The 26,247-nt window shown below is 56.2% G+C and carries 28 protein-coding genes and 1 pseudogene; 3 read left to right on the plus strand and 26 right to left on the minus strand.

All coding sequences use genetic code 11. The features are described 5' to 3' along the window. Positions 1 to 2: 2 nt before the first annotated feature. Complete coding sequence (locus AAIR21_RS17995; protein ID WP_020885321.1) at positions 3 to 656, minus strand: LysE family translocator; 654 nt, start codon at positions 654 to 656, stop codon at positions 3 to 5. 39 nt (positions 657 to 695) lie between these two features. After that, on the minus strand, positions 696 to 1,448 hold the full coding sequence (locus AAIR21_RS18000; protein ID WP_183516788.1) for an AraC family transcriptional regulator: 753 nt from the start codon (positions 1,446 to 1,448) through the stop codon (positions 696 to 698). A gap of 154 nt (positions 1,449 to 1,602) precedes the next feature. Between AAIR21_RS18000 and AAIR21_RS18005 the strand changes: the two genes are divergently transcribed. Continuing rightward, positions 1,603 to 2,973, plus strand: a complete 1,371-nt coding sequence (locus AAIR21_RS18005) for an NAD-dependent succinate-semialdehyde dehydrogenase (protein WP_183516787.1) — start codon at positions 1,603 to 1,605, stop codon at positions 2,971 to 2,973. Positions 2,974 to 3,017: 44 nt separating this feature from the next. On the opposite strand, the gene AAIR21_RS18010 is transcribed toward AAIR21_RS18005, so the two are convergent. Both AAIR21_RS18010 and AAIR21_RS18015 read right to left on the minus strand, forming a co-directional pair. Then, entirely contained in the window at positions 3,018 to 3,338 is a 321-nt protein-coding gene (locus tag AAIR21_RS18010) for a hypothetical protein (protein WP_020885318.1), read from the minus strand. Beyond that, positions 3,338 to 3,883, minus strand: coding sequence for a YfaZ family outer membrane protein (locus AAIR21_RS18015; RefSeq protein WP_014168475.1), 546 nt, complete (start codon positions 3,881 to 3,883; stop codon positions 3,338 to 3,340). Before AAIR21_RS18015 ends, AAIR21_RS18010 begins: the two co-directional genes overlap by 1 nt. 412 nt (positions 3,884 to 4,295) lie before the next feature. Here AAIR21_RS18015 and AAIR21_RS18020 point away from each other — a divergent pair, with 412 nt between their 5' ends. Beyond that, on the plus strand, positions 4,296 to 5,654 hold the full coding sequence (locus AAIR21_RS18020) for an esterase-like activity of phytase family protein (RefSeq protein ID WP_183516786.1): 1,359 nt from the start codon (positions 4,296 to 4,298) through the stop codon (positions 5,652 to 5,654). A gap of 46 nt (positions 5,655 to 5,700) precedes the next feature. On the opposite strand, the gene yjiA is transcribed toward AAIR21_RS18020, so the two are convergent. The 6 genes and pseudogenes from yjiA to AAIR21_RS18050 form a co-directional block, all read right to left on the minus strand. After that, positions 5,701 to 6,654, minus strand: a complete 954-nt coding sequence (gene yjiA / locus AAIR21_RS18025; RefSeq protein WP_183516785.1) for a GTPase — start codon at positions 6,652 to 6,654, stop codon at positions 5,701 to 5,703. A 10-nt stretch (positions 6,655 to 6,664) separates the two neighbouring features. After that, positions 6,665 to 6,868: a YbdD/YjiX family protein gene (locus AAIR21_RS18030; protein ID WP_003856610.1), complete on the minus strand. Its 204-nt coding sequence runs from the start codon at positions 6,866 to 6,868 to the stop codon at positions 6,665 to 6,667. A 96-nt stretch (positions 6,869 to 6,964) separates the two neighbouring features. Further along, positions 6,965 to 9,118: a carbon starvation CstA family protein gene (locus AAIR21_RS18035; protein ID WP_014168479.1), complete on the minus strand. Its 2,154-nt coding sequence runs from the start codon at positions 9,116 to 9,118 to the stop codon at positions 6,965 to 6,967. A gap of 190 nt (positions 9,119 to 9,308) precedes the next feature. After that, a complete protein-coding gene (locus AAIR21_RS18040) occupies positions 9,309 to 10,226 on the minus strand; it encodes a helix-turn-helix transcriptional regulator (protein ID WP_047366576.1) in 918 nt (305 codons plus the stop codon). 178 nt (positions 10,227 to 10,404) lie between these two features. Beyond that, positions 10,405 to 10,914: a 4-hydroxyphenylacetate 3-monooxygenase reductase subunit gene (locus AAIR21_RS18045; protein WP_020885312.1), complete on the minus strand. Its 510-nt coding sequence runs from the start codon at positions 10,912 to 10,914 to the stop codon at positions 10,405 to 10,407. Between the two features lie 17 nt (positions 10,915 to 10,931). Next, positions 10,932 to 11,228 (minus strand): annotated as a pseudogene (locus AAIR21_RS18050) (4-hydroxyphenylacetate 3-hydroxylase C-terminal domain-containing protein); the annotation flags it as partial. A 209-nt stretch (positions 11,229 to 11,437) separates the two neighbouring features. On the opposite strand from AAIR21_RS18050, the gene AAIR21_RS18055 reads away from it, so the two are divergent. Next, positions 11,438 to 11,674, plus strand: coding sequence for a hypothetical protein (locus AAIR21_RS18055; protein ID WP_434681805.1), 237 nt, complete (start codon positions 11,438 to 11,440; stop codon positions 11,672 to 11,674). 15 nt (positions 11,675 to 11,689) lie between these two features. Here AAIR21_RS18055 and AAIR21_RS18060 read toward each other — a convergent pair whose 3' ends face one another. The 16 genes from AAIR21_RS18060 to AAIR21_RS18135 all read right to left on the minus strand — a co-directional run bounded on the left by AAIR21_RS18060 (position 11,690) and on the right by AAIR21_RS18135 (position 26,247). Further along, on the minus strand, positions 11,690 to 12,469 hold the full coding sequence (locus AAIR21_RS18060) for a DNA adenine methylase (RefSeq protein WP_434681808.1): 780 nt from the start codon (positions 12,467 to 12,469) through the stop codon (positions 11,690 to 11,692). A 468-nt stretch (positions 12,470 to 12,937) separates the two neighbouring features. Further along, positions 12,938 to 13,447: a tail fiber assembly protein gene (locus AAIR21_RS18065; RefSeq protein ID WP_434681810.1), complete on the minus strand. Its 510-nt coding sequence runs from the start codon at positions 13,445 to 13,447 to the stop codon at positions 12,938 to 12,940. Between the two features lie 10 nt (positions 13,448 to 13,457). Then, positions 13,458 to 14,837, minus strand: a complete 1,380-nt coding sequence (locus AAIR21_RS18070) for a hypothetical protein (protein ID WP_434681812.1) — start codon at positions 14,835 to 14,837, stop codon at positions 13,458 to 13,460. Position 14,838: 1 nt separating this feature from the next. After that, positions 14,839 to 15,408 (minus strand): YmfQ family protein, encoded by a 570-nt coding sequence (locus tag AAIR21_RS18075; RefSeq protein ID WP_434681814.1) that lies wholly within the window; start codon positions 15,406 to 15,408, stop codon positions 14,839 to 14,841. Next, entirely contained in the window at positions 15,405 to 16,472 is a 1,068-nt protein-coding gene (locus AAIR21_RS18080) for a baseplate J/gp47 family protein (RefSeq protein WP_422711118.1), read from the minus strand. Before AAIR21_RS18080 ends, AAIR21_RS18075 begins: the two co-directional genes overlap by 4 nt. Positions 16,473 to 16,481: 9 nt before the next feature. Beyond that, positions 16,482 to 16,832, minus strand: a complete 351-nt coding sequence (locus tag AAIR21_RS18085) for a phage GP46 family protein (protein WP_422711134.1) — start codon at positions 16,830 to 16,832, stop codon at positions 16,482 to 16,484. A 73-nt stretch (positions 16,833 to 16,905) separates the two neighbouring features. Beyond that, positions 16,906 to 17,556 carry a phage baseplate assembly protein V gene (locus tag AAIR21_RS18090; RefSeq protein ID WP_422711120.1) on the minus strand — a complete coding sequence of 217 codons (651 nt, stop codon included), beginning with the start codon at positions 17,554 to 17,556 and terminating at the stop codon, positions 16,906 to 16,908. 9 nt (positions 17,557 to 17,565) lie between these two features. Next, on the minus strand, positions 17,566 to 18,708 hold the full coding sequence (locus AAIR21_RS18095) for a phage baseplate assembly protein (protein ID WP_422711122.1): 1,143 nt from the start codon (positions 18,706 to 18,708) through the stop codon (positions 17,566 to 17,568). Beyond that, a complete protein-coding gene (locus AAIR21_RS18100; protein WP_422711123.1) occupies positions 18,692 to 20,011 on the minus strand; it encodes a DNA circularization protein in 1,320 nt (439 codons plus the stop codon). The genes AAIR21_RS18095 and AAIR21_RS18100 overlap by 17 nt, the downstream gene beginning before the upstream one ends. 2 nt (positions 20,012 to 20,013) lie before the next feature. Beyond that, positions 20,014 to 22,494 carry a hypothetical protein gene (locus tag AAIR21_RS18105; RefSeq protein WP_434681818.1) on the minus strand — a complete coding sequence of 827 codons (2,481 nt, stop codon included), beginning with the start codon at positions 22,492 to 22,494 and terminating at the stop codon, positions 20,014 to 20,016. A 182-nt stretch (positions 22,495 to 22,676) separates the two neighbouring features. Further along, a complete protein-coding gene (locus AAIR21_RS18110) occupies positions 22,677 to 23,063 on the minus strand; it encodes a hypothetical protein (protein ID WP_422713254.1) in 387 nt (128 codons plus the stop codon). Then, positions 23,063 to 23,434, minus strand: a complete 372-nt coding sequence (locus AAIR21_RS18115; RefSeq protein ID WP_422713253.1) for a phage tail protein — start codon at positions 23,432 to 23,434, stop codon at positions 23,063 to 23,065. The genes AAIR21_RS18110 and AAIR21_RS18115 overlap by 1 nt, the downstream gene beginning before the upstream one ends. A 9-nt stretch (positions 23,435 to 23,443) precedes the next feature. Then, complete coding sequence (locus tag AAIR21_RS18120; RefSeq protein WP_434681822.1) at positions 23,444 to 24,862, minus strand: phage tail sheath subtilisin-like domain-containing protein; 1,419 nt, start codon at positions 24,860 to 24,862, stop codon at positions 23,444 to 23,446. Then, positions 24,859 to 25,149, minus strand: coding sequence for a DUF2635 domain-containing protein (locus tag AAIR21_RS18125; RefSeq protein WP_422713251.1), 291 nt, complete (start codon positions 25,147 to 25,149; stop codon positions 24,859 to 24,861). The genes AAIR21_RS18120 and AAIR21_RS18125 overlap by 4 nt, the downstream gene beginning before the upstream one ends. After that, the gene (locus AAIR21_RS18130) at positions 25,130 to 25,807 is read right to left on the minus strand and encodes a DUF1834 family protein (protein ID WP_434681824.1); all 678 of its coding nucleotides are present in this window, start codon (positions 25,805 to 25,807) and stop codon (positions 25,130 to 25,132) included. The genes AAIR21_RS18125 and AAIR21_RS18130 overlap by 20 nt, the downstream gene beginning before the upstream one ends. After that, complete coding sequence (locus AAIR21_RS18135; protein ID WP_422713249.1) at positions 25,807 to 26,247, minus strand: gp436 family protein; 441 nt, start codon at positions 26,245 to 26,247, stop codon at positions 25,807 to 25,809. The genes AAIR21_RS18130 and AAIR21_RS18135 overlap by 1 nt, the downstream gene beginning before the upstream one ends.

A 26,247-nucleotide genomic window follows, 5' to 3' on the forward strand; every position in this document is an offset into this window, starting at 1 on the left:
GCTTAAGAATAGAGGGAGGCGGGAAGAAAATGCAAAAAACGCCACACGACCCACCCACCAAACGCCATCAGTACCACGCCAGCGGTTCGCTCAATCAGCCAGAGTGAACGGCTGAGCGTCCGCTGAACCACGGGCAAGCCCATCAGCGACACCAGCGCTAAATCCCAGACCAGCACCACCATTACCATCCAGACACCGCAGGTTGACTGCTGAAGCAGCGTGACATCCGGCCCTAACAGCGCCGTCATGAGCGCCAGATAAAAAAGTGCATTCTTCGGGTTTAACAGTGCCGAACCGAGCCCCAGCAGGATTTGCTTACGCAATGAGGGGCACCGCTGATGAGTCTCATTGAGCGCAAGCGTCTGCGGGCGGCTGCGCGCCAGCCGCGATCCAATCCAGAGCAGGTAGAGCGCGCCGGATAATTCGATAAGGGTGAACAGCCACGAAAACGTGCGCAGGGCACTCCAGCCGATAATCACCAGCACAATATAGAGCGCGTTACCCGCGGCGATACCGAGGCACAACCCGGCACTGCCGCGCAGCCGGTAACGCGCGGCGTAACCGACCAGCAAAAAGAAATCCGGACCGGGGCTTAACAGGGCTACAAAATGCGCCAGCGCCAGGGCGAGAAAAGCGGAAGGGAAGAACAGTTCCATCGTGACCTCCAGAGCAAAAACGGAGATCACCTTACGGCGTTACGTATCCTGATTATTGTCTGATATTGATCGGCCCGTCGCGTACTGGCGAGGCGTGGCGGCCGTGTAGCTGACGAAGGTTTTATGGAAATGGCTCTGGTCGGCAAACCCGCTCTGGTAACCGACATCGGCGAGATCATCTCCCGCACGCAGTCGCGCTTTGGCGTATTCCACGCGAGAGATGCTGAGAAAGCGTCCTGGCGTCAGGCCGGTGTCCTGTTTAAAGGTGCGGATTAACGTCTCTTTGCGCAGTGAAAATCGCCGGGCAAGGTCGTCAAGGGAAGGCGGAGCGGTGAGGTTCGACAGAAACGCCTCTTGCACCTGCTGACTCAGTGAATGGGGCTTATCTATGCGGCCTGTAGAGGGGGGAAGGGCGCAAAGCAGTGCGTTCAGGGAGGCCGCGGTCATGTTCTCAACCACTCCAAGATAGTGATTAAACAGCGTTTGGTCGCGAATGACCTGCAGTGCCAGCGAAAGGTCAGTGTCGATATACAGCATGTGGTAGCTGCGTGGCTGTCCCGCCACCGGGTTGCAGCTGTGGGGCGCATGCGCCGGAATGACGATGATGTCGCCAGGGGTCAGGATATACTCCCTGTCATGGACTGTGCAGCACGTCTGGCCTTCCAGGATCGCGCCAATAGAGAGCTGTGGGTGACAATGACGTTTATACGCCTGGGTGCTCTGCCACGTGCTGCGCAGCTCGTGGCCGCAGGCGCGATGAAAGGTCTGGCGGATGTGTCGGGTCTCGGTCATGGGGAACTCCTGTCAGGAACGTTTTTTATACCATGCCCGCGCGACATGTTGCAGTACCACGCTAAGAACCTTCCGGATATACCCAACTTTACGTCCATCGCCAGTCATATTGTCTACCCTTAATACCCTAAGCGGTAAAACAAGGAGATTCGACATGGCTTACCAGACAGTAAATCCTGCCACAAACCAGCTCATCAAAGAATATCCCTCCCATACCGACGCGGATGTTGAAGCGGCGCTGAAGGCGGCCGATGCGCTTTACCATTCGGACTGGGCAAAAGGCGACATTAACCAGCGCCTGCCGGTACTGCGTAAACTTGCGGACCTCATCGACGAACGTACGGAGGATCTGGCCAAAATTGCCAGCAAGGAGATGGGTAAGCTCATTGAGCAGAGCCGCGGTGAAGTGAAACTGTGCGCGCAAATCGCCCGCTACTACGCGGATAATGCCCAACGGTTCCTCGCCCCGGTGAAGTACGACTCCGAACTCGGGGAAGCGTGGGTCGAGCACCACCCTATTGGCGTGCTGATGGCCGTTGAGCCGTGGAACTTCCCTTATTACCAGCTGATGCGTGTCCTCGCCCCGAACCTGGCGGCCGGTAACCCGGTGATCGCCAAACACGCCAGCATCGTGCCGCACTGTGCAGAGACGTTTGCACATCTGGTGCGCGAGGCCGGTGCACCGGAAGGGGCATGGACCAACCTGTTTATTTCGTCGGATCAGGTGGCGAACATCATCGCCGACGATCGTGTACAGGGTGCCGCGCTGACCGGTTCCGAAAAAGCGGGTAGCGTGGTCGCGGCGCAGGCGGCGAAGCACATCAAAAAATCGACCCTGGAGTTGGGCGGTAATGACGTCTTTGTGGTGCTGGATGATGCCGATCTGGAGAAGGCCGTGAAGACGGGCGTGAATGCCCGACTCAATAACGCCGGCCAGGTCTGTACGGCGGCGAAGCGTTTCATCCTGCATGAGAAGATTGCGGATGCCTTCCTCGCGAAATTCACCGAGGCATTTAAGCAGGTGAAGATTGGCGATCCGCTGGACGAGAGCACCACCCTGGGGCCGCTGTCCTCTCAGGATGCGCTGAACACGTTGACCAGACAGGTCAATGAGGCGGTGAAAAACGGCGCGACGCTGCATTACGGTGGCAAACCGGTGCAGCGTGACGGGTGCTTCTTTGAGCCGACGATCCTGACGCATATCTCGCGCGACAACCCGGCCTACTTTGAGGAGTTCTTCGGCCCGGTGGCGCAGATCTATGTGGTGAAAAATGATGACGAAGCGGTCGCACTGGCGAACGATTCCCACTATGGTCTGGGCGGCGCGGTGTTCAGCAAGGATATCGAGCGGGCGAAGAAAATGGCGTCGCGTATTGAGACCGGCATGGTGTATATCAACTGGCTCACCGATACCGCGCCAGAGCTGCCGTTTGGCGGCGTGAAGCGATCCGGTTACGGACGCGAACTGTCGGACCTGGGGATCAAAGAGTTTGTGAACCAGAAGCTGGTGGTGGTGCGTAAGTAACTTCGCGAATAAAAAACCTGCCATTCGGCAGGTTTTTTTTGGGGTTATTGCACTTCAATCTTATCCCAGCCGCTTTTGAACATGCAGCTGTCGACTAAGGTATCCCGGCGATATTCATTCGCGTCTTCAACCGTGTAGCTCGTGGAAATATCCTTTTTCTTTTTCGATTTGTCCATTTTTTCCGAGCTCGAACCGGTCACAACATTGTCCGGGGGCAGATCAATCAGGGCCTGTGCTTCGCATTCCGTGAGCTTTTTATTCATCTCAGCGTCACTGACTCCCGGTTTCACCCATTTATACTGGACGCAACCGGTGAGCAGAAGCGTGATGCTCAGAACGCAAAGCGCGGTAATGCGGTGTTTCATCAGAAGGTGACTCCACCGCCTACATATGCGCCGTCGATCAGCGTGTGGCCAGGACGACCGTCTTTGCCGTCAACGCTTACGTGACGATAACCCACTTTCAGCGTCACAGGCGTGATTGGCGTCCAGCTCACACCGCCGTTGGCTTCCACGTAATTTTTCACGCTGTTGTTCAGACCTTCTGGTGCGGCATACCCTTCGCCAAACACGTGGATGCTGTCCGTCAGCGCAACGTTAATACCGCCACCGATGGGGAATGCCACGCCGTTATCGCCTTTTTTCGGGCCAAGGTAGATTGCTTTGGCACCGGCATTCAGCATCACCGGGCCCACTTCCAGGTTGTAACCGGCGCCAACGCCACCTGTTTGCGTGCCGTCATCGGTGTTTTTGAGCCAGTTGCTTTCAAGGTACACACCGGATGAGGATTTACCCATTTCCAGATTAAGGTTAGTAAAGTTTTTACCTTGCTCAATCGTGCCGCCCATAGCCAGCGCGGAACCCGACAGGACGGTCAGAGCAGAAAGAAGAAGAACATTCAGTTTTTTCATGTTTTGTGCCTCGTCATTAATTTCATCTGAGGCCACCTTAACAAGCGATGTTTATGACTGCAAATGTGATTAAGATCGTGTTTTTATGCTGTTTTTGTTAATGGCTGGCTTTTGAAATGTTGCTTTCATGTTTAGTTATCGCCGGGTCAATATGTATTGCCTGGACGTTTAGGACAGGTTTAGTTTTTTGACTAAATAGACACTGAACGAGACAGAGGATAACCGTTTGACATGAATTAATTGGCTTTCTAATAATTTCCAGAAACATTTCAAATTTTACACTTTGTGGTTTAGTTTTACATTTCTGGCGGTTCATGCTCCTGCAATTGCCTGCCCGCGTATCTCTGCGGTGTCATTTTACTGACACGTTTGTTCTTTACGTTGTTGGCTTCACTTTCTGGATACTAACAATATGAAAAGAAAAATTATTCCTGTGCTTATCGGTTGTGCGCTCTCTTTCTCTGGCCTGGCGGCGCAGCCCACGGCCGAACACTATGTTGTCAGCTTCCCCGAAGGCACGCGCGTGAGCTACAGCGGCGCGTTTGCCGGTGCGTTCCCGAAGGGGCTCCCGGTCGGGATCGGCTCTGGCCTGCTGTTTACCGGTAAACAGGGCGATACCCTGACGTTTGCGACCGTGACCGATCGCGGTCCGAATGCGGATTCGCCGAAAGTGGGGAAAGATGAAGCCAAAATCTTTGTCACGCCCGATTTCGCTCCGCTGCTGATGACGATTCGCGTACAAAATGGCAAAGCGGAGGCCGTCGATGCACGCCCTCTGCATGACGATAAAGGCGAGATCAACGGTCTGCCGCTGCAAAGCGGCGTGATTGGCTCGACCAATGAAGTGGCGTTCAGTGACACGTTAAAGGTGCTGAAGGGCGACAATCGCGGGCTGGATACGGAAGGTATCACGCCGGACGGTAAAGGCGGTTACTGGCTGTGTGACGAATACGGTCCGTTCCTGATTAACGTCGACAGCAAAGGCAAGATCCTGGCGATTCACGGTCCGCAGGCGGCGCAAGGCGAGAAATCCATCGCGGGCGGCTTGCCGAATATTATTAAATGGCGTCAACCAAACCGGGGCTTTGAAGGCCTGACCCGTATGCCGGACGGGCGTATCATTGCCGCGGTGCAAAGCACGCTGGATATCGACGGCAAAAGCAAAAAACAGGCGCTGTTTACCCGCCTGGTGAGCTTCGACCCGGCGACCGGGAAAACCGCGATGTACGGTTATCCCATCGACAGCGCGGCCTACAGCAAAAACAGTGACGCCAAAATTGGCGATATTGTGGCGCTTGATAACCAGCACCTGCTGCTGATTGAGCAGGGCAGCGATAAAAACGATGGCATGCGCAACCTCATCTACAAGGTGGACCTCAGCAAGGCGAGCGATCTGACACGCTTCGATAAGCCGGGCGAATACCCGGAGTTTGATGACGAGAAGACGCTGGCCCAGCGCGGCATTACGCTGGCGGCTAAAACCCAGGTAGTGGATTTGCGCGCGCTTGGCTGGCAGCAGGAAAAGGCCGAAGGGCTAGCGCTGATTGACAACAACACGCTGGCGGTCGCGAACGATAACGACTTTGGCGTGAAGGTGGCGATGGAAAATCCGGTTGAGGGCAAGAAGCTCAAGGATTATCGGGTGAATTCGCAAGGTGCGCTCACGATTGATGATAAACCGGTTGCGACCACCCTCGCCGTGAAGCCGCTGGCGAAGCCGGCGTCAGAAAGCGAACTGTGGATTGTGACGCTGCCCGAGGCGCTGAAATAATCTCACAGCCCTCTCCGCAACTGCGGAGAGGGCTGCGTTCGTACGGTTATTTGCGCAGTGCTGCAAACGCTGTCCGGATCTCGTCTTCCGGCAGCTGTAGCCCAATAAACACCATGACGCTTCGCGGCGTTTCATCTCCCCACGGTCTGTCCCAGTCCGCGCTGTACAGCCGCTGTACGCCCTGGAACAGCAGGCGGTTCGGTTCGCCATCAATCCACAGCATCCCTTTGTAGCGCAGCAGCCTGTCGGCAAAAGAGAGCAGCAGGTTTTCCATGACGCGGGAGACGTCGCTGATGTCCACCGGGTAATCCAGCTCGACCACAATCGACGAGACGTCGTTTTGTTTATCTGCCATAAAGTGGAAGCGCGGCGTTGAGGTGACATGCTCTTCCAGCATAAAGCCGTTGGTGTTGAACAGCTGCGAGAGGTCGATATCACCGTGCGTCGCGATGTAAATCGGCGCCCGCGAGTTGATACGCGTCAGGCGCTCGCGCAGTTTTTCGCTGTCGCCCGACACGTCGGTTTTGGTCAGCAGGATGCGATCGGCGTAGCCCACCTGCGACTGGGCGAGGGTGAACTGGTTCATCTGTTCGTCGGCATGAACCGCGTCGACCAGCGCAATGACGCCATCCAGCAGGTAGCGCTGGCAGAGGATCTCATGGGCGAAAAAGGTCTGAATAATCGGGCCGGGGTCAGCCATACCGGTGCATTCAATCACCAGGCGGTCAAAATCGATTTCACCGCGATCGCGGCTGTCGAGCAGATCCAGCAGGGCGTCTTCTAATTCATTTGAGCGGGTGCAGCAGATGCAGCCGTTAGTCAGGGTTTTGATCTGCGTGGCGCGATCGCCAATCAGCTGATCGTCGACCGAGACTTCGCCGAATTCGTTTTCGATCACGGCGATTTTGAAGCCGTGCTGCGCGTTCAGAATGTGGCGCAGCAGGGTGGTTTTACCGGCGCCAAGGAAACCGGTCAGCAGGGTGACGGCAATCGGGGTCATGGTCTCTCCTTTAGCAGCAGCGTACGCCGCCTTCTCCACTCCCGCCGTAGCGCGCTTCCTGACGCTCGCGGAAGAATTCGGTATAGGTCATGTACGGTTTATCCGGATGGTTGGTCTTCATATGCTCAACGTAGTTGTCATAGTCCGGAATGCCAATCAGCATTTTCGCCGCCTGACCGAGGTATTTTTTCGCTTCGCCTAAGTTACCAAACATTGTGCCTTCCAGATAGAAAAAGCCCGGCAGGGGCTGCCGGGCGTAGTTTCCCTTCACCCTAACCCTCTCCCGCAGGGAGAGGGTTGCGAGGGCGGATTAGTGGTGTGAAGAGGTCTTCACGCCGCCTTCCGGTACCGGGACATACGGGGTTTCTTTATCCGTACGACCGTCGGCGTTACGCACGTTCAGCCAGGTTTTGATGCCGTAGAAGATGATGCTGTACACCACCACCAGGAACAGAATGCTCAGACCTGCGTTGGTGTAGTTGTTCACCACGATGTGGTTCATGTTGGCAATCTGCTGGGCAGTGAGGTCCGCGCCGCCTGCGGCAATTTTCTCTTTGTACTGGTTAGCCATGAAGAAGAAGCCTTCCAGCTGCGGATTGGCGCTGAACAGTTTCAGACCAAGCGCCCAGGTGGTGCAGAGCAGCAGCCACAGCGCAGGGATCACGGTGACCCAGATGTATTTGGTGCGTTTCATCTTCACCAGTACAACGGTGCCAAGAACCAGGGCGACAGCGGCCAGCATCTGGTTAGAGATACCGAACAGCGGCCACAGGCTCTTCACGCCGCCCAGCGGGTCGACAACGCCCTGATACAGCAGGTAACCCCACAGACCCACGCAGCCCGCGGTTCCCAGAATACCCGCCACCAGAGAGTCGGTTTTCTTCAGGAACGGCACGAAGTTACCCAGCAGGTCCTGCAGCATAAAGCGTCCCGCACGGGTACCGGCGTCCAGCGCGGTGAGGATGAACAGCGCTTCAAAGAGAATACCGAAGTGGTACCAGAAGCCCATGTCCGCCCACGGCAGCACTTTGTGGAACACGTGTGCGATACCCACTGCCAGCGTCGGTGCGCCACCGGCGCGGTTCAGGACTGACGGTTCGCCAATGTCTTTCGCGGTCTGCATGATCTGCTCAGGCGAAATCACGAAGCCCCAGGAGCTAACGGTTGCGGCAGCATGTGCGCTCGCATCTTTCAGCTGCGCCATGATCAGCGCCGCGTTATCACCGCCCATCTCATGCAGGTTTGGCATGGTAATGCCCAGGCCTGCGGGAGGGGTGTTCATCGCGAAGTAGAGACCCGGTTCGATGATGGACGCGGCAACCAGCGCCATGATCGCCACGAAAGACTCCATCAGCATTGCGCCGTAGCCAATCAGACGCGCGTCTTTTTCGTTAGCCAGCAGCTTCGGTGTGGTACCGGAAGCAATCAGGGCGTGGAAGCCAGAGACCGCACCGCAGGCGATGGTGATAAACAGGAACGGGAACAGCGCACCTTTCCACAGAGGACCGGTACCGTCGATGTACTGGGTCACTGCCGGCATTTTCAGATCCGGGTTAATCACCAGGATGCCGATCGCCAGACCGACGATAACGCCGATTTTCAGGAAGGTCGCCAGGTAGTCACGCGGTGCCAGGATCAGCCAGACCGGCAGCAGAGCGGAGACAAACGCATACCCAATCAACGCGAAGGTGATGGTGGTGTCCTTGAAGGTCAGCGCCGGGCCCCAGTACGGGTCGTGCGCAATCACGCCACCGAAGTAGATGGATGCAACCAGCAGCACAATACCAATCACCGACACTTCACCCACGCGACCCGGGCGGATAAAGCGCATGTAGATACCCATGAACAGCGCAATCGGCACGGTAGAGCAGACGGTGAAGACCCCCCACGGACTTTCGGCCAGCGCTTTCACCACGATTAACGCCAGCACCGCGAGGATGATGATCATAATCAGGAAGCAGCCGAACAGTGCGATGGTCCCCGGCACGCGGCCCATCTCCTCTTTCACCATCTCACCCAGAGAGGCGCCGTTACGGCGAGAAGAGATAAACAGCACCATAAAGTCCTGCACCGCCCCGGCCAGCACTACGCCCGCGAGCAGCCACAGGGTACCAGGCAGGTAGCCCATCTGCGCGGCCAGAACCGGGCCGACCAGCGGACCCGCACCGGCGATAGCGGCAAAGTGGTGACCAAACAACACGTAGCGGTTGGTGGGCACGTAGTTGAGGCCGTCATTATTAATGACCGCCGGAGTGGCACGCGTCGGGTCGAGTTTCATGACCTTCTGCGCGATGTATAAGCTGTAGTAGCGATAAGCAACAAGATAGACGGAGACAGACGCAACGACGATCCACAGGGCGCTTACGTGTTCGCCCCGGCGTAGTGCGACAACCGCCAGACAAAAAGCGCCGAGGATCCCGAGTAACGCCCAGGGCACGTGCTTCAGTAGTTTTTTCGTATCCATAGTAAGACCTGGTTTTTTATGTAATGAAAAAGGGTCAGGGTTCGTTATGAGGAGGTATTGATTAATGCTGGAGCGATCGTGCCAGAACCACGCGCGTGTAAAGACAGGTAAATGAATGAGCGGTTGAAAGGGCCAGGTGAGCGGTCAAAGAGGGCGGCGAGTGGTTCCGTCTCGCCGCCGCCGGGAGAAATTATGTGATTGAGATCACGTGGTTATCTGCTGTGCGCTCTACCGCCAGATAATTTTCCAGCGTTTTAAGCAGCTTCTCTTTTAGCCAGTTGGGCTCCAGGATTTGAATGTTCGGCAGCCAGTAGAACAGCAGCGGCAGGATCTGGTTCTCGTGTGCCGCCTGACAGCGCAGCGTGACGCCGTTGTGCTGCTCACCGACAAGCTCTTGTTCCGGCAGCAGGTCGCGGCGCATAAAGTAATGTGAAATAGTATCTTTAATGAATATTTTCACTTCGAAAGTGTCTTCCGACACCCACGGATCGCGGCTTTTTTCCAGCAGCCCGAGCGCATTTTCTTCCGGCGTGAAGGTTTTTTGTTGAATATCAAACCAGCTAATCTGACTCAACGAGAAGGATTTTAGGCGGCTATTCTCGGTGGCTTGTAAATACCATATATTTTTATTGTTAATGAGTTTATAGGGATTAATCAGGCGGGTTTTACCCTTATAAACGATCTGGCATACATTACGATTCTTAATCGATTTCTCGATTTTCGATAAATAGCGACGAATATCACGTTCTACCGTGTGCTCTGCTTCGTTGCCAAGAATAAGAATATGATTTTCGTCAACGCGTGTTTCAAGTTTCTGCCAGAATTCCGTATTTCTTTCCGGGAAAAAGCTATCGGCATTCAGGAAGTTAGCAATCGTGTGATGTAATCCTTGTCCACCGGGAGATTGTGCGGAGTGGATCAGACGATACAGCCCGTTACCGGTATGTTCCACAATAGGTGAAAGCGCATTTAAATCCCGGTAGACGGTGCGCTCGGTAATTTTAAATTTTTCCATGAGCGCACTGCGGTTTACCACACCATTTAAATGTAACTCAACCAGAATATCGACCAGACGTTCAGCCGAGCGGCTCCGCGTCGATTTAGCCATAAGGTCTTCCTGTATATTAGGGTATGCGCTGAATGATGCGGGTAGCACTGACATGTATTGTCAGTATTCAGACACAGAAAATTTCTCTTATGGCTATATAACGGCGTGATTAAGCGGAAACCTTAGGAATTTTTGTGGAAATTGGCGCTGGCCGGGAAACGGCCAGCGCAGGAGGGGGTCACACTGCGGCTTCAGCCTCCATCATGACGGGGTGGAAACGGCGTTTAAAATAGATCAGGCCGTGTCCCGCTTCGCTCAGAATGATGTTTTTAATTTCAACGAGATAAACCAGATGGGTGCCGATGGTTTGCACCTGGCTAATCTCGCCTTCAAGGCTTGCCAGCGCGCCCTTCAGCACCGGTTGCCCCTGCGGACCTTTCTGCCAGCAGGAGAGGGCAAAGCGATCGTCCATTGCCATGCCGGTCATCCCGGCGAAGTGGCGGGCCATGATCTCCTGCTCATGGTTCAGCACGTTGACGCACAGCTTACCGTTACCCTGGAAAACCGGGTTCATGGCGCTGTTGGCATTGATGCAGACCATCAGCGATGGTGGGGTGTCCGTGACTGAACAGACGGCGGTGGCGGTGATACCGCAGCGTCCTGCATCGCCCTCGGTGGTGACAACGTTAACCGCCGCCGACAGGCTGGCCATCGCATCGCGAAAACGCAGGCGTTGTTCTGTATGCATTGAAACCTCCCGCTGCGTTATTTCAGCAGCTTATCCAGCATGTTGATATCGGAATTATTGTGCAGGTGCGGCACTGTCCAGCCATGCTGGTCGTACTCGGACATGCAGCGGTCGACCATTGCCATCATTTTGTCCATGTTGCCAGAGCTCTGTGCCTGACGCAGACACTGCAGACGGATTTCGTCCTGGCTGCCGGAGTAGTTGATCTCATACAGCTCGTGACGACCACCAAACTCGCTGCCGATGGCATCCCACATCAGTTTCAAAATCTTAATACGTTCCACGTGATCCATGCCGTTGGAGCCGCGCATGTAGCGCGGAAAATTTTTTGATACTGATTTGAAGGGTATTTGATTTGATTTTTCACAGGAATTTCAAATCAAATACCCTTCAAAATGATTGAATTTTGAACGAGTGCAGATTCGTGATGCATGTCTCTGCGTTCTCGCCAGACTGGACTGGATAGATGCCGCAACCAGAGTTAGTGTCTGACCCAACGAAAACACGCTATGGGAAGCACAACATGACCATCCAGACCGCTAAAAACCGCCCTATGACCGATACTGCTCGCTGCATCAGAGATTCGATGGTCAGGGCTGGCGTTCGCAGTACATGGCCACTTAGCGATCTGGCCGACTGCGCTGGCATCGAAGTGGGTAACGCAGAATTCATCGTTACCCAGATGGAGCTGGCCGGTTATTTGAAGAAAACACGCTGGGGCCACTACATGCTCACTCAGTCCGGGGGCACGGCGCTGTAACCCCGGCGCTTAAAGTCAGGCTGGGGTAAAGTTACAGATGAGCAACTCTGCCGCCCTGTGGCCGTTATTACCGCCAACCGAATAAGTAGTACTGGTGCTGCGTATATCCAGCCCGTCAAACACCGCCCGCATGTCCGGGTGGTCGTTCACTGAAATTATCACTTTCCCCTTTATCCCTCTTACCGTTTCCGCCATGAACTGGTACTGCTCGATACCGAAGGGTACACCGTAGCCCTGTGTTTGCCAGTACGGCGGGTCGAGATAAAAGAGCGTGCCGGGGCGGTCATAGCGACGTATGCACTCCTGCCAGTCCAGATGTTCAATCGTCACGCGCTGCAGGCGCAGCCAGGCATCGGACAGCGTTTCTTCCAGGCGCATCAGGTTCAGGCTGGAAGGACTGGTGGCGCTGGTTCCGAAAGCCCGGCTGTCAGCCCTGGCACCGAAGGACAGTTTTTGCAGGTAATAGAAGCGGGCTGCGCGCTGGATATCGGTCAGGGTTTCCGGTGGAGTCACTTTCGCCCAGGTAAATATTTCCCGGCTGGTTAAAGCCCATTTAAACTGCCTTATAAACTCTTCCAGGTGATTCTGCACGACACGGTATAAATTAACGATATCGCTGTTGATATCGTTCAGCACCTCAACATCCGATGGCTCTTTCATAAAGAACATCGCTGCGCCGCCACAGAACGGCTCGACGTAGCAGGTGTGCTCAGGGAACAATGGCAAAATGGTTTTTGCCAGTTTACGCTTACCACCAACCCAGGGTATTACCGGTAATGCAGAATGGTTTTTCAAAGTGATCCCCTTCGTTATTGACGCAGCATTTATGCCCTTTATTGACATTCAGGACATCCGTTCTGAAGATGAATCTGTCTGGTTTCTTCATCGGTTTCCAGACACAGCACAGCTAACAGGATTCCGCATGGACGCGGTGCTGTGCAATATCGTTATCAATGGCGGTGTGGTTTTACCTTTCATCTTGCGCTGATCGGTTACCCCAAAATTACACCGCCACCCTCTATGGTGGTGCTTTCCAGATCCCTGTTTTTTCATCGTTATCGTCATTCTGGTTAGCGCCGCCACCATTTTTCTCTTGTTTTATATAACTCCCGTGATGAGTATCACCTCGTCCGGTTTCCTGACCGGTTTACCGGACAAAGGTGCAGCATTTGACGGGCAGTTGATGCTGCGCCACATCCCTAACGAGGTATTTGCAATCCACGGCGGCGCCCCCGGAAGCATCACTTTGCGCCGCCGTTTTTTTTACTCTGGCTTATCCGGCCACTCAATCTCTGGCGCATCTTCCGGCTTAATACGCGTCAGCAGTACGCGGTATTTTTTCCACTCGATAAGCTGAAACTTTTCGTCTTCTGTTGCCATACCGAGATCAACCGCATCCTGGAGAATGGCAATTTTCTCTCTGACCTCCGCCAGCAGTTGCCGCTGTGTGCCTTTAGCGATGGTCACATGGTCAAGGATATAATCACCGTCGATGATTTTTGCCTGGTAACCCTCGGTCAGAATATTGTCGGGGGCTTCATCGGCGGGAATTTCCCAGACGGTCATATCGGCAGGAAACATGGCACTGCCATCATCGGTAACGCACAGGATTTGCCCCTCATTATCAGTACCGGCATAAATATTGCCCGCGATACGCTCCTTATCCCATGCGATGGAATACCAGTCCACGTCGTTCGCGTTTTTGACGTAAGTGGCCCCCGGAATCTCCGGTGACTCCGGGGTGTAGCGCTTGAATGTTCCTAAGTTATTCACTGTTTTATCCTTATGCAAAGTTGACCCAGTTGCCGTTAAGGTTGTACTGGAGATAGGCATATACGACACCGTTGATACGGTCATCGTTATTGGTGTAGTTGTTGATGTTTACCGCGCCCTGAGGTACATGACTGCCAAAGTCACTGCCGTTGTAGGTCACCCTGGCTCCTACGCGGAACAGTGTCGGGTATTTAGTTTTATAGCGGTCGTCAAAGTTGGTGTAATCCGTCGGAACAATCTGACCAGTGAAAGAAAATGTCGTCGTGTTCCAGTACCCCATCATTTTGCTGTTGGCCCAAAGGTCAACCTGCCCGTCTTTTGAGCTACGCAGGCCAGAATCATTATCACCAATATTTAAAACGCCTGAGCCAATACCACCAACCTGAATCGTGCTCTGCACTGTAAGATTGCCGGTTAGTGTCCCGCCGGTCAGCTTCAGGTAGCGGGAATCAAAATTACCGTAATCCCCCGGGACAAACTGGCCCACCGTTTTCATCTGCTTGCTGGCGCCGGCATATGAAAGTATCGAATTACCCGCAGTTGAATCTTCGTCAATACGAAGGCCGCTGCCGTCAACAACGATGAAGTATTTTTTCCCGGTATCAGCTTCCGAAAACTGAATAATCGGTGCGTTATCGTTTATTTCCAGATTACCGGTTAGTTTGCCGCCAGTTATTGGCAGCGCCCCCGCCTGTGCCGCTGTGGGCGGGTTTTTCTCAGAAAATAACAGCCCGGAGTTACTCCAGTATTTTTCCGGGCTGGTCATGTCCCCGTTCTGGTTGTTGTAGATATGCAGTGCCATCTTACCGCCGCTGGACTGCTCAAAAAGAACGCCATATCTCTTGTCTGAGCCATGCTGTTGCCACTTAAAGCTAACCCAGCCGCTACTGGTCACTTTATTAACAAGATTACCGCCACCGCCATAATTACCACTGGCTGCCGTGGCAAAATATTTATAGATATCGGTGCCATCCGGAATGGGTATCTCCGGCCCGCCTGTACCCATCCACCCGACAACAGGCACCCGCCCTGCTGTCGTATCGGTCATGGAGGTGACGATATCTGCATCTGCTGCACTGCCCAGCTTTACGTTGCCAGCATCGTCGGGAGATTCACTGTTGACAGTTTTTACTGTGCCCTTTATCCCGTCGGTAACACCATCGGAAATAATTTTCTGAATAGCCAGCAATAGCTGATTTTGCTTTGCCGGGTCGGGTGTAAATCCGGCTTCAGCCAGAACATTTATGACTTCATGCTGAATATCCTGAATAGCGCTTTGCTCATTATTCATAAATTCAGCGTAAAGAATGGTGCCTTCCACGCCGGTGGATTCGTCACCGTCGTGGAATAAATTATCCGGTGTATTGACCGGTGGCATTAAATTCTGCATATCACACCTGCTTATAAACGAAGTGACAAAATGTATGGGCCGGTTTTAAGTCCTGAAATATTTCTTCCAGATGCGACTTACCGAAGGAAAGCAGGCGCTCTCCCATCGCAGAGCGGCCCGTGCGAAAGCGGTAAACCGGGTTTTGTGTGTTCCAGACGTTCACCCGCCATATCCAGATGGTGTCGCGGGTATAAAGGGCATCGCCCATACGGTTAACTCCCACCCGGAAAGGTTGCGGCTCGTCTATGGTGATGGTGTAGCCGAGGCTTCTGGCCAGATTGATAAAGTACGGAATCGACAGGCCGCCGGTGGCGTTAATCATCGCCTTAACCAGCGCCAGTCGCTCCTGAACGGTAGCGCCGGGAGACGGTGTCAGCCCAAGAAGGCGCTCCCAGTCCGGCAGCAGCTCGTTTGGGTTAAGCGGCACCACGCCCTGAGCCACCCGGTCAGCGGCGTCTTCAGCCTTCTGCAGGGCGTTGCCTTCAGCCTCATGTTCGGCAGCCATTTGCTCACCGTTCGGGTCGTAGGCTTCTGCCGGTAGCAGAAGGCCGAGCAGCTCGCGGTAATTCATGGCAGGTTCCCCAGGTCCAGACTCCCCATGCGAACCCATTCAACGACGTCTTCGTTAACCAGCGGCACGACGTTGGCTGCAGGCGTCACTATCTGGCAGTCAGTGATACCCGGTATCGCTGATATCAGCGCACCAATCTGGAACAGCACTGCCGGAGCACCGGGAGCCAGTTGAGAGAAGTAGCTGACCAGGGCGCTGTTAATCTGGGTTTTCGCATCGGCGAGCGTCAGCCCGGAGAGTGCGACCTGGATAACAAAATCCACGTTGCGCGGTGTCGGGGCCAGTACCAGGCTGTTTTTTGCGGTCACCGGGCGCATGTCGTCAATGTGAGCCTGTGTGGCGGCGATAGTCTCCGGGGACGGCAGGTCGTTACCACTGGTGATAACCACATCCACAGTACCGAGACCCCGTCGCAACGGGTACACGTAGGCTGCCGTAACGCCGGGAATTTCCATTGCCCAGCGGTGATAGTCGTATTTGTTGCCCCCGGCTGGCGGGCGGCGAATCACCTCCAGCAGACGCGCCAGCAGTGAGTCATCGCTCTCCGTGTCTGTGCCGCCGGACATGGTGAGCAGAACGGCCTTTGAGCTGATGCCGGAGGGAGCCTGCACCAGCGTGGCAGGCGTGTTATCCGGGACATTGCTGTCTGTGCCGGTGGAAGTGGCCACTACCGATACCGTGGCGTTGCCGTCAGCACCGGTGGTGGCCGGCGTTATCGTCAGACCGGTCTGGCCGTTGCCGTAGCTGAAGGTAAGCCCGGAGGAAATCGTGGTGCCCGGCGTACCGGTAATCTGCAGCTGACCGCCTGCCGGTGTTGCCGGTTTCGGGGTCAGGTTACGCAGGCTGGCGTGCATCAGCAGAAAATCATGGTCTGCCGTGTCCGGGAATATCTGACGGGCAATCCACTGCTGGTCCTGATAGGTGCCGCGCACGGTGCTGGCAACGGAGCTTGCCCGGACAAAATAGTCGCTGTCCGGGCCGGTAAAGGCTTCCGGGCGCAGGTTTTTGATATCGCGCAGAATGGAGTCGCGGATGTCGCTGACCGACGGGATTAAATGCGGCATAACGTCCCCTTAACCCACCTGTACATAGTGTGTAAACGGCATCACTTCACCATTCGCCTGGGTCACTTCAATCAGCAAAATAAGCAAGCCGTTCGCCGGATGGTTCGCGGTGACGGTGATGCTGCTGGCGCGACCGTCGTCGAGGATGGGCTGTAATGCCTGCTCCGCATACTGGCGCGCCAGCGTGCGCACCCGTGCCACATCCTTTTCCCGCTTAAGCAGGTAGAGGCGGGAGCCGAGTGTCGGGTCAGCCCACCACGAGCCGATCGGCACCGTCAGACGCAGGTAAACCGCGTTCTGTAGCGTGCTGGTCTGGCTGCCGGTGTAGTTGCCGGTTCTGGTATCGATGAGTGCGTCCATGCCAGTACGGTATGGCATGGACGAAACGGCAAACAGTTGACGGGTGTCAGTGGGTATATAAAGAGGGGAACTATCAGGATTTACGCGGCGGGCCTGACGGGCCATCCGGGGTGTCGTGGATGTGGTCGTCTGGCAGATTGGCGGCGATCACTTTACCCTGAGAGGTAAAGTTACCGGATTTCTGCTCTACATTACCCTCAAATGCCGTGCCGTTACCACCCTTAATGCTCATGCCGCCATTGCCGTTGATGGAGCCGTCAGCCGTAACCTGTTCGCTTGCCTTCAGCTCCGGGGTGGTGAAAATGGCATTATCCGAGGCATCGACGCTGTATTTTTTGCATTTCACACGGTACTCATCGCAGGTGGTCTCGACGATTTTTCCGCGCTTCATCACGATACTGCTCCCCTCGTCGGTGTAGATGGCCACCTCGCCGTTTTCCAGCCCCTGCAGACGAAAGGCGCTGTTCTCGGTGGCGACAATCACGCAGTGTGAGGTGCGCCCGCCCACCGGAACCAGCACCGCCATTGTGCCTGCTGGCGGGGCGCTGGTGAAGCCGTAGTGCTGAAACAGCTCAATCCCCGGCAGGTCTTCGCCGGGGAGACCGCTGACCTGCGACAGCTGCACGCCGCCGCCGGTCTCCGTCAGGGCCAGCTTTCCCCGGAATGCCTGGCGAACCCGTGATAACAGTCGGCTGACTCGCTCGTCGATAAGTTTGATGTTCATTACGAGACCTCAGTATTGTGGCTTATCGACAGGGATAATGATAAGTCCACCGTGATGTTTGTGGCGCTTGCGCTTCGGATACGCATCCGGTATCCAGACGCCGTCCTCTTTCAGGGTGAGCGTGGTCTTTTCACCCGCGCCCAGGCTGCCGCCCGTGAAGTTACGCTTCATGAGGAAGAAGATCGCATCGAGACCGTGAGGCTCACTGACCAGATGGACGCGCTGGCCCGGTGCCCACGGCTGGCCGTTGGGCGCGCGTAAGCCTTTGACGATAACGGTCAGCGTAAAACCGGCCAGTCGTGCGTCGGCCTGTGCCTTACGGGCGCGGAAGTCAACCTCCTGCTGGCTCTGCGCATCGTGGGTGACGATGATTTTGGGCCGGTACAGCGCGATTTGTGGGTCGCTGACCGTGGCCTTCATGGCGTTCTTACCGTCCTCTTCCTCGCTGCCGTGGCACTGCGCCAGCACGGTGGTCTGCGAGTACCGGCGGGCGATGGACTCATCGTGTATCAGATCAACGATATTGTTTCCCTTGCCGTCGTGGCGCATCACCAGCGTGCCCACGGGCGGGGTGGTGTAATCCGGCCCGCCGATGACCAGTGTGCCGTCAGGGTCCGTCCACGGACACAGGCCGCTGGCTTCAGCTGCCTGCGTCAGCGCATCCCACGCGGTCATACCCGGCTCGATGGTGACTTTCGAGCTGGTGAGCGGTTTGGTGGCGGCGATACGAATGCGGGTCACGCCGAGCGGCTTCACTATCTTGCTGATAACGTCGTTCAGGTTCATTTCACGCGCGGAGAAGACCGGCGCGGAGCAGTCCACCAGTATGGCGTTGGCATCGCGCCCGGACATCATCAGCATGTGGCGCTTCTCACCCACGCCGTGACGCAGGGTATCGATACGCCCGGTCATGATGGTGTCGCTGCCGAGTTTGAGCAGCGCACGTGCACCGGCTTTTATGCCCGCCGGGCGCTTACCGCTGGGAAAGCCCAGCGTGACCATCCAGCCATCCGCCGGGGTCAGCAGGTCTGAATCCACCTCGTAGCGCTGCCAGTCGTCATGCATTACATCACCGACCAGCAGGGCTAGCTTGTCTCGGGCGGGGACGGTGGAGGATGCGGTGTTACCCGCTGCGTTATTTTGCGTAGGCATTGAGGACGGTGCCTCCTTCGATTTTATTGGGGCTGTTCAGCCAGGGATTAAGGCGCAGCAGCTCGTCAGCGCGGGTGTAGTCGTCATACCAGATATGGGCCAGCAGGTGCAGGTTGCAGTTGCCGGGAACAACGCGGCAGACCAGGGGCGGTGCAGCAAGAATGACCACCCGCGCCAGCTCCTGCAGCTGCAGCGCCAGCGTTTTCAGGGTTTCCACAATCGCGGCGTTGTCGCCTGTATCGGCGGTGGTGTTGCTGATGAGCGACGCCTGCTGCATCAGCTCTTCCCGCGCCCGTTCGGCGTCAATGGCGTCATTAATGAAGCCCCGGACATCAGAAAGGACGTCGCTGACCTGGTCGGTGGTGAGCGTCGGCGTCTGCAGCTCGCCACCCAGAATCATGCCCGCCGTGCTGCCCAGTTCCGTGATGACCGTCAGGCGGCTGGTCTCGGTGATTTGCTGCAGGTCTTCGTCCGGCATCACCGACGTGGTGGCCATCGCCGGAACGGTAATGATGTTGCCGCCGTTACTGTTAGGATCAGCCACTCCCTGACGCGCACGCTGTGCGGGCATCGCCACCACTGCAGTACTCATTGAGGTCAGGGAGCGCCAGTCCGAGGTCAGCCGGTTGCCGGTGAATGACAGGCTGTCGCTGAAGGTGGTCATCAGCCCTTTAAGGTCGGAGACAAACTTACCCGGCTCGTCCAGGTAGTCCAGCCCGGACATCGTAACGCCGTTAATCTGCGCAGACAGGCTCTGGATCATGAATTCGGCGGTGTTGGCCAGATTGCGGTAACGCTCCATCGTGTACTGCAGCTGCTGCAGGGAGGCCATCATCTTGTTCCATGCCGCCAGCGCCTCATCGAGCAGGCTGTCGGTATTGAGATCGATAGCGTCAGCCTGCTGTGTCGGGTACTGGCGGCTGAAGAACTGCTGGTCAGGGGCTGCTTCCACAAAGGCCATCTTCAGCCGGGCGCAGTCCACCTCGTCAGCCTTGTGCGATATCGCACAGGTCAGCAGCTGCACCTTCGGGTACGAGCCGAAAACCGGGTGGATAAGTTCACCGTATCCCGGTGTGTTGACGGCCCTGATGAACGCCTGCATCCGGGTCTCGTAATCTTCTCCAAAGAAGATCGCCGTCATGCGGATGTTATCAGGCTTGCCGCCGAGGTCTTCCACGTCAGCGCCGTCCCGGTAGGGGTAGCGGTACTGCGCAACGTCACGGGCCAGCATGTCGCTGGCATCGAGGCAGTCAAACTCAATGCCGCGAAAGGATGCAGGGAGGAGATCGTCTTTCCAGGACATCGTCAGTTCCTCTGTGCATTACGGGTGTTGCGGTCATCCAGTACGGACTGAATTTCCTGGCTGTCGACATAGACGTGCACCTCGTTATTGACCACAGGCTGTACCGTCTCAGGGTGGATATGATCCGTTTGCGGATTGGATTTATCATCAGAGAAGATATTTTTACCCAGCTTTCCTCCCAGCCAGTCGCCAGCAAAATAACCGGCAATACTACCTATGGCAGCGCCAATGGCGGTTCCGATACCAGGCAGAACCAGCGTACCGGCGGCAGCACCACCTTCAGCACCCGCCCATGACCCGGTGGCACCACCGACAATCTGCGTATACTTCTGGTCTTTTTGCTTGTCTGTAAGATGGGCATCTTTGCTGACCTCATGGGCTTCATAAACGCCAACACCAGCGGCAACAACAGGCCCACCGAGCCGCCCGAGATACTCCGGCATGAACTTGAGAGCCTTCATGGCCCCACCTGCAGCTTTGGTCAGGATTTTTTTACCTGTGCTCGCTGCCGCGCCACCCTGCACCAGACTCAGCGCAGAAGATGCCAGCAGGGCATAACCAAAGGTTTTAACCGCATCAGCCGCAAAGGTAGCTGCATGTGCCAGCCCAGGAAACTCCTCAGCCACTTTTGTCGCTTCGCTGGCGACAGAACCCAGCGCTTTGTTGACCGGTGCTACCAGATCGTTTTCGTCGAGTTCTTTTTCGTTATTCACCTGGCGAAGCTGGAAAGAGGGGTTTTCTTTCAGTGTCGCCATATCAACTTCACCGGCAAGATGACCGGGCTTGGCATCCATTTCTTCCTGGGTGCCTTTATAGATACGCTGGGCATCGCCCTGATAGTGCTGAAAACTGATAACCGCGTTACGTTCCTGCTGGTTGGGCCATAACTTTGCGAGGTATTTAGTTTCAAGTACTGCAGCTTCGCTTTCAAGGTTCTCTCGTTTTACTGGATCTTTCTCAGTTTTTAATCGGTTCTGAACATTACGATACCCCTTATCGCTGTTGACGATACTCCTGAAGATCTGCATAGCCGCATCTACCGGGCTAACCCCATGCGAAACTGCGCCACGCATAGACTCAACCCAGTCAACACCTTTACCGTTTACCTTGATTCTTTTGGCATTATTGATGGTATGACTGCTCATCAATCCGGCAAAAAGGTCCGTGACGTTTGTAGCAGCCTCATCCTCCGTACCAGCAGTTATAGCTGCTGTTTCGTTGGCCGTCAGTACCCACTGCAGGGCTTTCCTGCCTTTAAGCCCCAGATTTCGCGCGCCCTCCAGCTGTTTTGGCATATCGTGAGCCATCGTGCCGAGATCCATTCTTCCCATCTGAGTGGCACGAACGGCAGCACTAAGGGCGTTTGGCATTTCTCGGTCGCTAATTCCAGTGCGCTTCAGGGACGACGCCACTAGGGCAAGCAATGCAGGATTATTGCCTGATGAGGTGGCGTAAGCGGTGACGGTAGGAAGCAGTTCCTTAATATCTTCCAGCTTAAACGCTCCTGAGGTGGCCATAGTCGCCAGACCTTCAAGAACATCGTCGGGGTTCCCGTTACCGTACCGGACTGACTTTGCGACGATCTCGCCCAGTTCCTTCTGCCCCTCAAGCCTCCCTTCAACGCCCCGGTCTGCGTAAACGCGGTTGGACACGTAGGCAAGCCGTTCGCCAAAATCCAGCTGGCGATCAAACACCGGAGCCATCGCCTGTTTCGCACCCCAGAGACCCGCACCAAGCGACATCATCTTCGAACCAAAGCCACGGGTATCTTTCTCTGCCCCCTGTAGCTCTTTGCGAAGCGTGGCCACTTTACTTTGCATGGCTGCAAATGCGCGCTCCTGCTCTTCGGCAGATAACACACCGGCGTTTGCCAGGCGGTTATACGCCGCTTCGGTGCGCTGGATTTCACGCTGGATCATCTGCTCTGAACGAATCCCCAGCATCTCACGGGCTTCCGCCATTCGCTGGTAGTTAGTACGTGTCTGGACAGCCTCGTGTTCCATCTCCGCCCGAAGCGCGGCCACACGCTTTTGCATCTCACTGTAGGCTCTGGCCTGCTCGGCGGCAGAGAGCTGACCACTGCGGGCGAGACGGTTATAAGCCGCCTCAGTACGCTGAATTTCCCGCTGGATGTCTTTCTCGGAGCGGATACCCAGCGCCGTTCTGGCCGTCGCCATACGCTGAAAGCTGCTGCGGGACACATCAGCCTCCCGTTCCATCTCTTCCCGCAGAGTCGAAACCTGCTTCCGCATGCTGGCATAGGCGCGGGACAGCTCATCGGCAGAGGCTTTCCCGCTGTTGGCCAGGCGGTTATACGAAGCCTGCGTGCGCTGGATTTCCCGCTGAATGGTATGCTCTGAACGTACTCCCAGCGTGCTGCGGGCGGTTGCCAGTTTATCCAGTTCATTACGCATCGACTTCACTACCGGCGTGGCGTTGTCGGTAGCTTTGACCTCAAGGCCAACTTTCAGGTTGCTGTCCATGACTTATCTCCGGGATGACTTTTTAACGCGGTTTTTCTGACGCTTGTTCGTGGCGTTCTGCTTACGCAACTGGTCGAGGGGTATACGTTTCGAAATGACGGTGTTTTGCTCACCTTTGTTATATGCCTTCGGGTTACGAAGGCATTTGATGGCGTCGAGTTCGGCGGCGAACTCGACTGCATTCATGCACCGGATGTCGGATTGTCTGAATCCGTATTCCCTGAGGAGGGCGCAGCAAATGCGGAAATCTCTTCTGGCGGTTTCTCTGGCTTCAGCTTTTTTTTTGCCATTGCGGCAGCGACCAGAAGCGCATTGTAGTCTTCGTACACCAGCGCATCACGAAGGAGCTGCGGCGTGATCTCTTCTTTCGGTATCTCCCCCAGACGCAACAGCGTGCGGGCCAGGAGGTGCACAGTAAAGTTGACATCGATAATGTCGCTGCCGATGTCGTCACCCACGTCAATCTCATCGCCTACGGTCTGCAGGCGGATTTCAAAGTCGCGGTGAATAACACCATTGTGCAGCACGCCAAACGGCAGAGTGCCTGCATGAGTGAACTTATCAGTCATTATTCATTTACCTTATCCAGGGCATTCATTTTGATGTTGATGCGCGCTTCGTTGTCCACTTCATACTGCTCACCCACCTCGGTGGTGGCACAGTCCAGATAACTGATTTGCTGACCGCCCCCCTCAGGATACTGCGTCAGCTTGGCGCCTTTGACCGTTCGCCAGTCAATGGCTGTATCACCCAGCGGCATTACAACCGTCAGCGACAGCTCAAAGGTTTCAATACCGGAGCAAAAGCCTTTGGCGCGGCCCGTGGAGTTCATCGTCTTCACCAGCTTGCGTCCGGTGTTATTGGTCACGTTAAAGCTAACCACTTCGACTTCGCGACCGTTCACCTCAAGGACGACTGCCCCCATGTAATCAATGGCCATACTTCCCCCTTAAAGGATCATCTCGATAACGGATGCCACGATGTGCAGGCCGCTGACAATGTTGGTCGGGATGCGGCTGTTCAGGCGACCGCTGTCCGTCGGACTTGACTGCACAATCACGCCATCTTTGTACTGGTCCACGTTCTCGACAACTTCCATATCTTCAAGCTGATACAGCACGTTGAGGATTTCCGAGCGAACCGCCTTAGCTACCCGCGGCGTGTTCTTTTGCTGAGGGAAGCGAAGCTCAATACGGTTGTTGATGGCCAGACGCACATAGTCCAGCGTGCGCATGCTGGTGATATCCAGCAGCGACGGGTCAGCGGCACCGTCAGCACTGGTGGTGTAGGTGCTGATAGCCCGAACGATCTGCACCTGATTACCGGCCCCGACCTTCAGCGGCGTGACGCCGTTCCACAGCGCATTCTCAATCTCATTTTTACCCGGACGGCTGCTGAGCGGGGTAACATCCAGTCCCGGCACCGGCAGGTCGTCATAGGGTTTCGCCGGGTCGCCCTGGCTGGCGATAATCGCGGCATAAGACGCGGCGATGATACCGTTCGGCAGTTGCGAGCCGTTGTGCCAGCCGAGCGTGATGCGCCCTTCATTGACATCACCGGCAAGGGTGGTGGCCGTCGCCAGCGAACCATTCCAGCCCGCCACGCCGGTGGTGCCGCGCTGCTCCAGCGGACCGGAGACGTCGTCAACAAAGTCGCGCAGGGCATCGAGGCTGTCAGCGTCGGAGAACGGCACGGCAACGACGGTAAAGCCCGCGCCGAAGATGGCCGCCAGTGCAGGACTGATATCGGGGTCCCCGACGCCTTCCGTACCCGCTGCGGCGGTAAGGGTGACGCCCGGCACCGTCGTTGAGGTACGTACGGAGAACTGATTTCCCCAGGTGCCTTTATTACGCGCGGTCAGCGTCACCACACCTGCAGAGGAATTTGCTGTAACCGGTAAATCCTTGTTCGCGTTAATGGCCGCCGCAAGGCGGGTGCCCATCGCTGTCGCATCCAGTCCGGAGACGGTGGCCACGTCGACTCGCTGCCCCATAATCCATACGCTGTTCTGTCCGGTGCCGGTTGACGGCCCCGTCAGCGTGAGGGTTGACGTCGCCGCAACACCGCCGGTGTTGTCGTCATCAAGCGGCATGACGGACAGTTGCAGGTAGCGGTATGCTTTAATGGCTGCGCGTACCATCAGGTGCGCCTGGCTCCCGCGACCAAAGAGCGTCGCCGCCTGACCGTCGGAGAACACAGGAACCGCTTCATTGTCCCGGTACGTACCGGACGGCAGCCGCTGGGCCAGCAGCACCACCGTCTGCGGGTTACTGGCGAGCGTGCGTACCGCTGTGGCGGTATCAAACTCGGTATAAACACCCGGCGTACGCCTGTCGTCGGGGATCTGGGAAAAATCAATATCCGTCATGACGTTTTCTCCTGAGACGTTTTACGGGATTTAAGCGGCTGCGCGGCGACCTCACTGGCGGCTATGCCACCCACAGTCTGGGCGTCATCCGCCTCGTCACCGGCAATCGGCTGCTGACCGTCATCCTGACCCGTGGTGACCAGTACTACATCACCATCAGCCAGGCGGCGCAGGTAATACGGCGAGCGGCTGACTTCCACTGCTTCCGCATCCGTGATGTACTCACGCGGAGCGCCTTCTTTCGGCACCCGGACGCCGGGTCTTGCCTTAACTTTCATCAGAGCCATTGTCGGCCTCCCTGAGTTTTACGGTATCGTCTGCTGCCACTTCGCCATCGGGCGCACTGGTCAGATGGTACTGAAGCTCCACGGACGTCAGGTCCGGGTACGGTGCATCGGTTTTGCCCCGGTACTGCACGAAGACATAATCCGGGTCGTTACTGTCCTGCGGCTCCGGCCAGCGACCGCACTCCAGCGCCCCTTCAATCCAGTAGGTATCGAACTCGCACCCGAACACCGAGACGGCACGATCGCCAAGCCTGGTGTTGTAGAGCGTGCGCACGCGTCCCGGCTTCAGGTAGTCAATGGGCAGCCCAAAGTCCTGGTTGATGAGCAGGCGTCGCACGGCATGTACCATGCGATAGCTGCCGACCTCATCAAGCGCCGGACCACCCATACGGGTGCCGCCCTCGTTGCGCACGTTGTAATCGCCGACCATCACCACAAAACGAACGTAAGTGGCGAAATTTTTACGGGATAAACCGTGCGTTTTCGTGTTGGTGACACCGGCGAACGTCACCCAGACTGACGGAAAGGCACGCACGACGTTATCCAGATCGTCATCAAGCTGTCCGCCGTAGCTCTCCACCTGAATCGCCATCTGACCCAGCCCAAGACGGAGGCGCTCGATGATGGCCTGCTCCACCTGCGTGGTCATCGGCGTCATCAGTACGCCCCTCCGCCCGTGCTGCGGCGGGTGAACTGGCGGGGAGCGCCGACGCAGAACTGCACGGCGTCCTCGCCGGACTCCACCACCGTGCCGGTGTTCACGCCCGCGCCCAGCGTGACGGAACCCGCCGCGACTTTCTCCAGATAGCGGATGGCCATACGGTAACGCTCAAGAACGACTGAACTCTCGATGCGCTCGGTGCCGGTCAGACGATAGCGGGCGATATCGCAGGCAATCCCGACCAGCACACGCGGTGTCTCGCGAAGCGGCAGGGAATATCGCCCGGCGATGAAGCTGTCGATTTCGCCGTCAGCCGTCCGAAGACCATCCTCGATCACAATAATGTTTGCCGTACCGGTGTTTCCCCGGTCGCTGATAAGACGCACCTCGCGCTCACCGAAGTAATCCACCATGTCCTGATACGTTGCGTAACCCAT

Origin of the sequence: Enterobacter sp. PTB, assembly GCF_051130085.1 — a bacterium.
Classification (GTDB): Bacteria; Pseudomonadota; Gammaproteobacteria; order Enterobacterales; family Enterobacteriaceae; genus Enterobacter; species Enterobacter ludwigii.

Coding starts and splice junctions, on each gene's coding strand:
- AAIR21_RS17995 (WP_020885321.1), bottom strand. CDS start 656: ATGGAACTGTTCTTCCCTTCCGCTTTTCTCGCCCTGGCGCTGGCGCAT.
- AAIR21_RS18000 (WP_183516788.1), bottom strand. CDS start 1,448: ATGACCGAGACCCGACACATCCGCCAGACCTTTCATCGCGCCTGCGGC.
- AAIR21_RS18005 (WP_183516787.1), top strand. CDS start 1,603: ATGGCTTACCAGACAGTAAATCCTGCCACAAACCAGCTCATCAAAGAA.
- AAIR21_RS18010 (WP_020885318.1), bottom strand. CDS start 3,338: ATGAAACACCGCATTACCGCGCTTTGCGTTCTGAGCATCACGCTTCTG.
- AAIR21_RS18015 (WP_014168475.1), bottom strand. CDS start 3,883: ATGAAAAAACTGAATGTTCTTCTTCTTTCTGCTCTGACCGTCCTGTCG.
- AAIR21_RS18020 (WP_183516786.1), top strand. CDS start 4,296: ATGAAAAGAAAAATTATTCCTGTGCTTATCGGTTGTGCGCTCTCTTTC.
- yjiA (WP_183516785.1), bottom strand. CDS start 6,654: ATGACCCCGATTGCCGTCACCCTGCTGACCGGTTTCCTTGGCGCCGGT.
- AAIR21_RS18030 (WP_003856610.1), bottom strand. CDS start 6,868: ATGTTTGGTAACTTAGGCGAAGCGAAAAAATACCTCGGTCAGGCGGCG.
- AAIR21_RS18035 (WP_014168479.1), bottom strand. CDS start 9,118: ATGGATACGAAAAAACTACTGAAGCACGTGCCCTGGGCGTTACTCGGG.
- AAIR21_RS18040 (WP_047366576.1), bottom strand. CDS start 10,226: ATGGCTAAATCGACGCGGAGCCGCTCGGCTGAACGTCTGGTCGATATT.
- AAIR21_RS18045 (WP_020885312.1), bottom strand. CDS start 10,914: ATGCATACAGAACAACGCCTGCGTTTTCGCGATGCGATGGCCAGCCTG.
- AAIR21_RS18055 (WP_434681805.1), top strand. CDS start 11,438: ATGACCATCCAGACCGCTAAAAACCGCCCTATGACCGATACTGCTCGC.
- AAIR21_RS18070 (WP_434681812.1), bottom strand. CDS start 14,837: ATGCAGAATTTAATGCCACCGGTCAATACACCGGATAATTTATTCCAC.
- AAIR21_RS18075 (WP_434681814.1), bottom strand. CDS start 15,408: ATGAATTACCGCGAGCTGCTCGGCCTTCTGCTACCGGCAGAAGCCTAC.
- AAIR21_RS18080 (WP_422711118.1), bottom strand. CDS start 16,472: ATGCCGCATTTAATCCCGTCGGTCAGCGACATCCGCGACTCCATTCTG.
- AAIR21_RS18085 (WP_422711134.1), bottom strand. CDS start 16,832: ATGGACGCACTCATCGATACCAGAACCGGCAACTACACCGGCAGCCAG.
- AAIR21_RS18090 (WP_422711120.1), bottom strand. CDS start 17,556: ATGAACATCAAACTTATCGACGAGCGAGTCAGCCGACTGTTATCACGG.
- AAIR21_RS18095 (WP_422711122.1), bottom strand. CDS start 18,708: ATGCCTACGCAAAATAACGCAGCGGGTAACACCGCATCCTCCACCGTC.
- AAIR21_RS18100 (WP_422711123.1), bottom strand. CDS start 20,011: ATGTCCTGGAAAGACGATCTCCTCCCTGCATCCTTTCGCGGCATTGAG.
- AAIR21_RS18105 (WP_434681818.1), bottom strand. CDS start 22,494: ATGGACAGCAACCTGAAAGTTGGCCTTGAGGTCAAAGCTACCGACAAC.
- AAIR21_RS18110 (WP_422713254.1), bottom strand. CDS start 23,063: ATGACTGATAAGTTCACTCATGCAGGCACTCTGCCGTTTGGCGTGCTG.
- AAIR21_RS18115 (WP_422713253.1), bottom strand. CDS start 23,434: ATGGCCATTGATTACATGGGGGCAGTCGTCCTTGAGGTGAACGGTCGC.
- AAIR21_RS18120 (WP_434681822.1), bottom strand. CDS start 24,862: ATGACGGATATTGATTTTTCCCAGATCCCCGACGACAGGCGTACGCCG.
- AAIR21_RS18125 (WP_422713251.1), bottom strand. CDS start 25,149: ATGGCTCTGATGAAAGTTAAGGCAAGACCCGGCGTCCGGGTGCCGAAA.
- AAIR21_RS18130 (WP_434681824.1), bottom strand. CDS start 25,807: ATGACGCCGATGACCACGCAGGTGGAGCAGGCCATCATCGAGCGCCTC.
- AAIR21_RS18135 (WP_422713249.1), bottom strand. CDS start 26,247: ATGGGTTACGCAACGTATCAGGACATGGTGGATTACTTCGGTGAGCGC.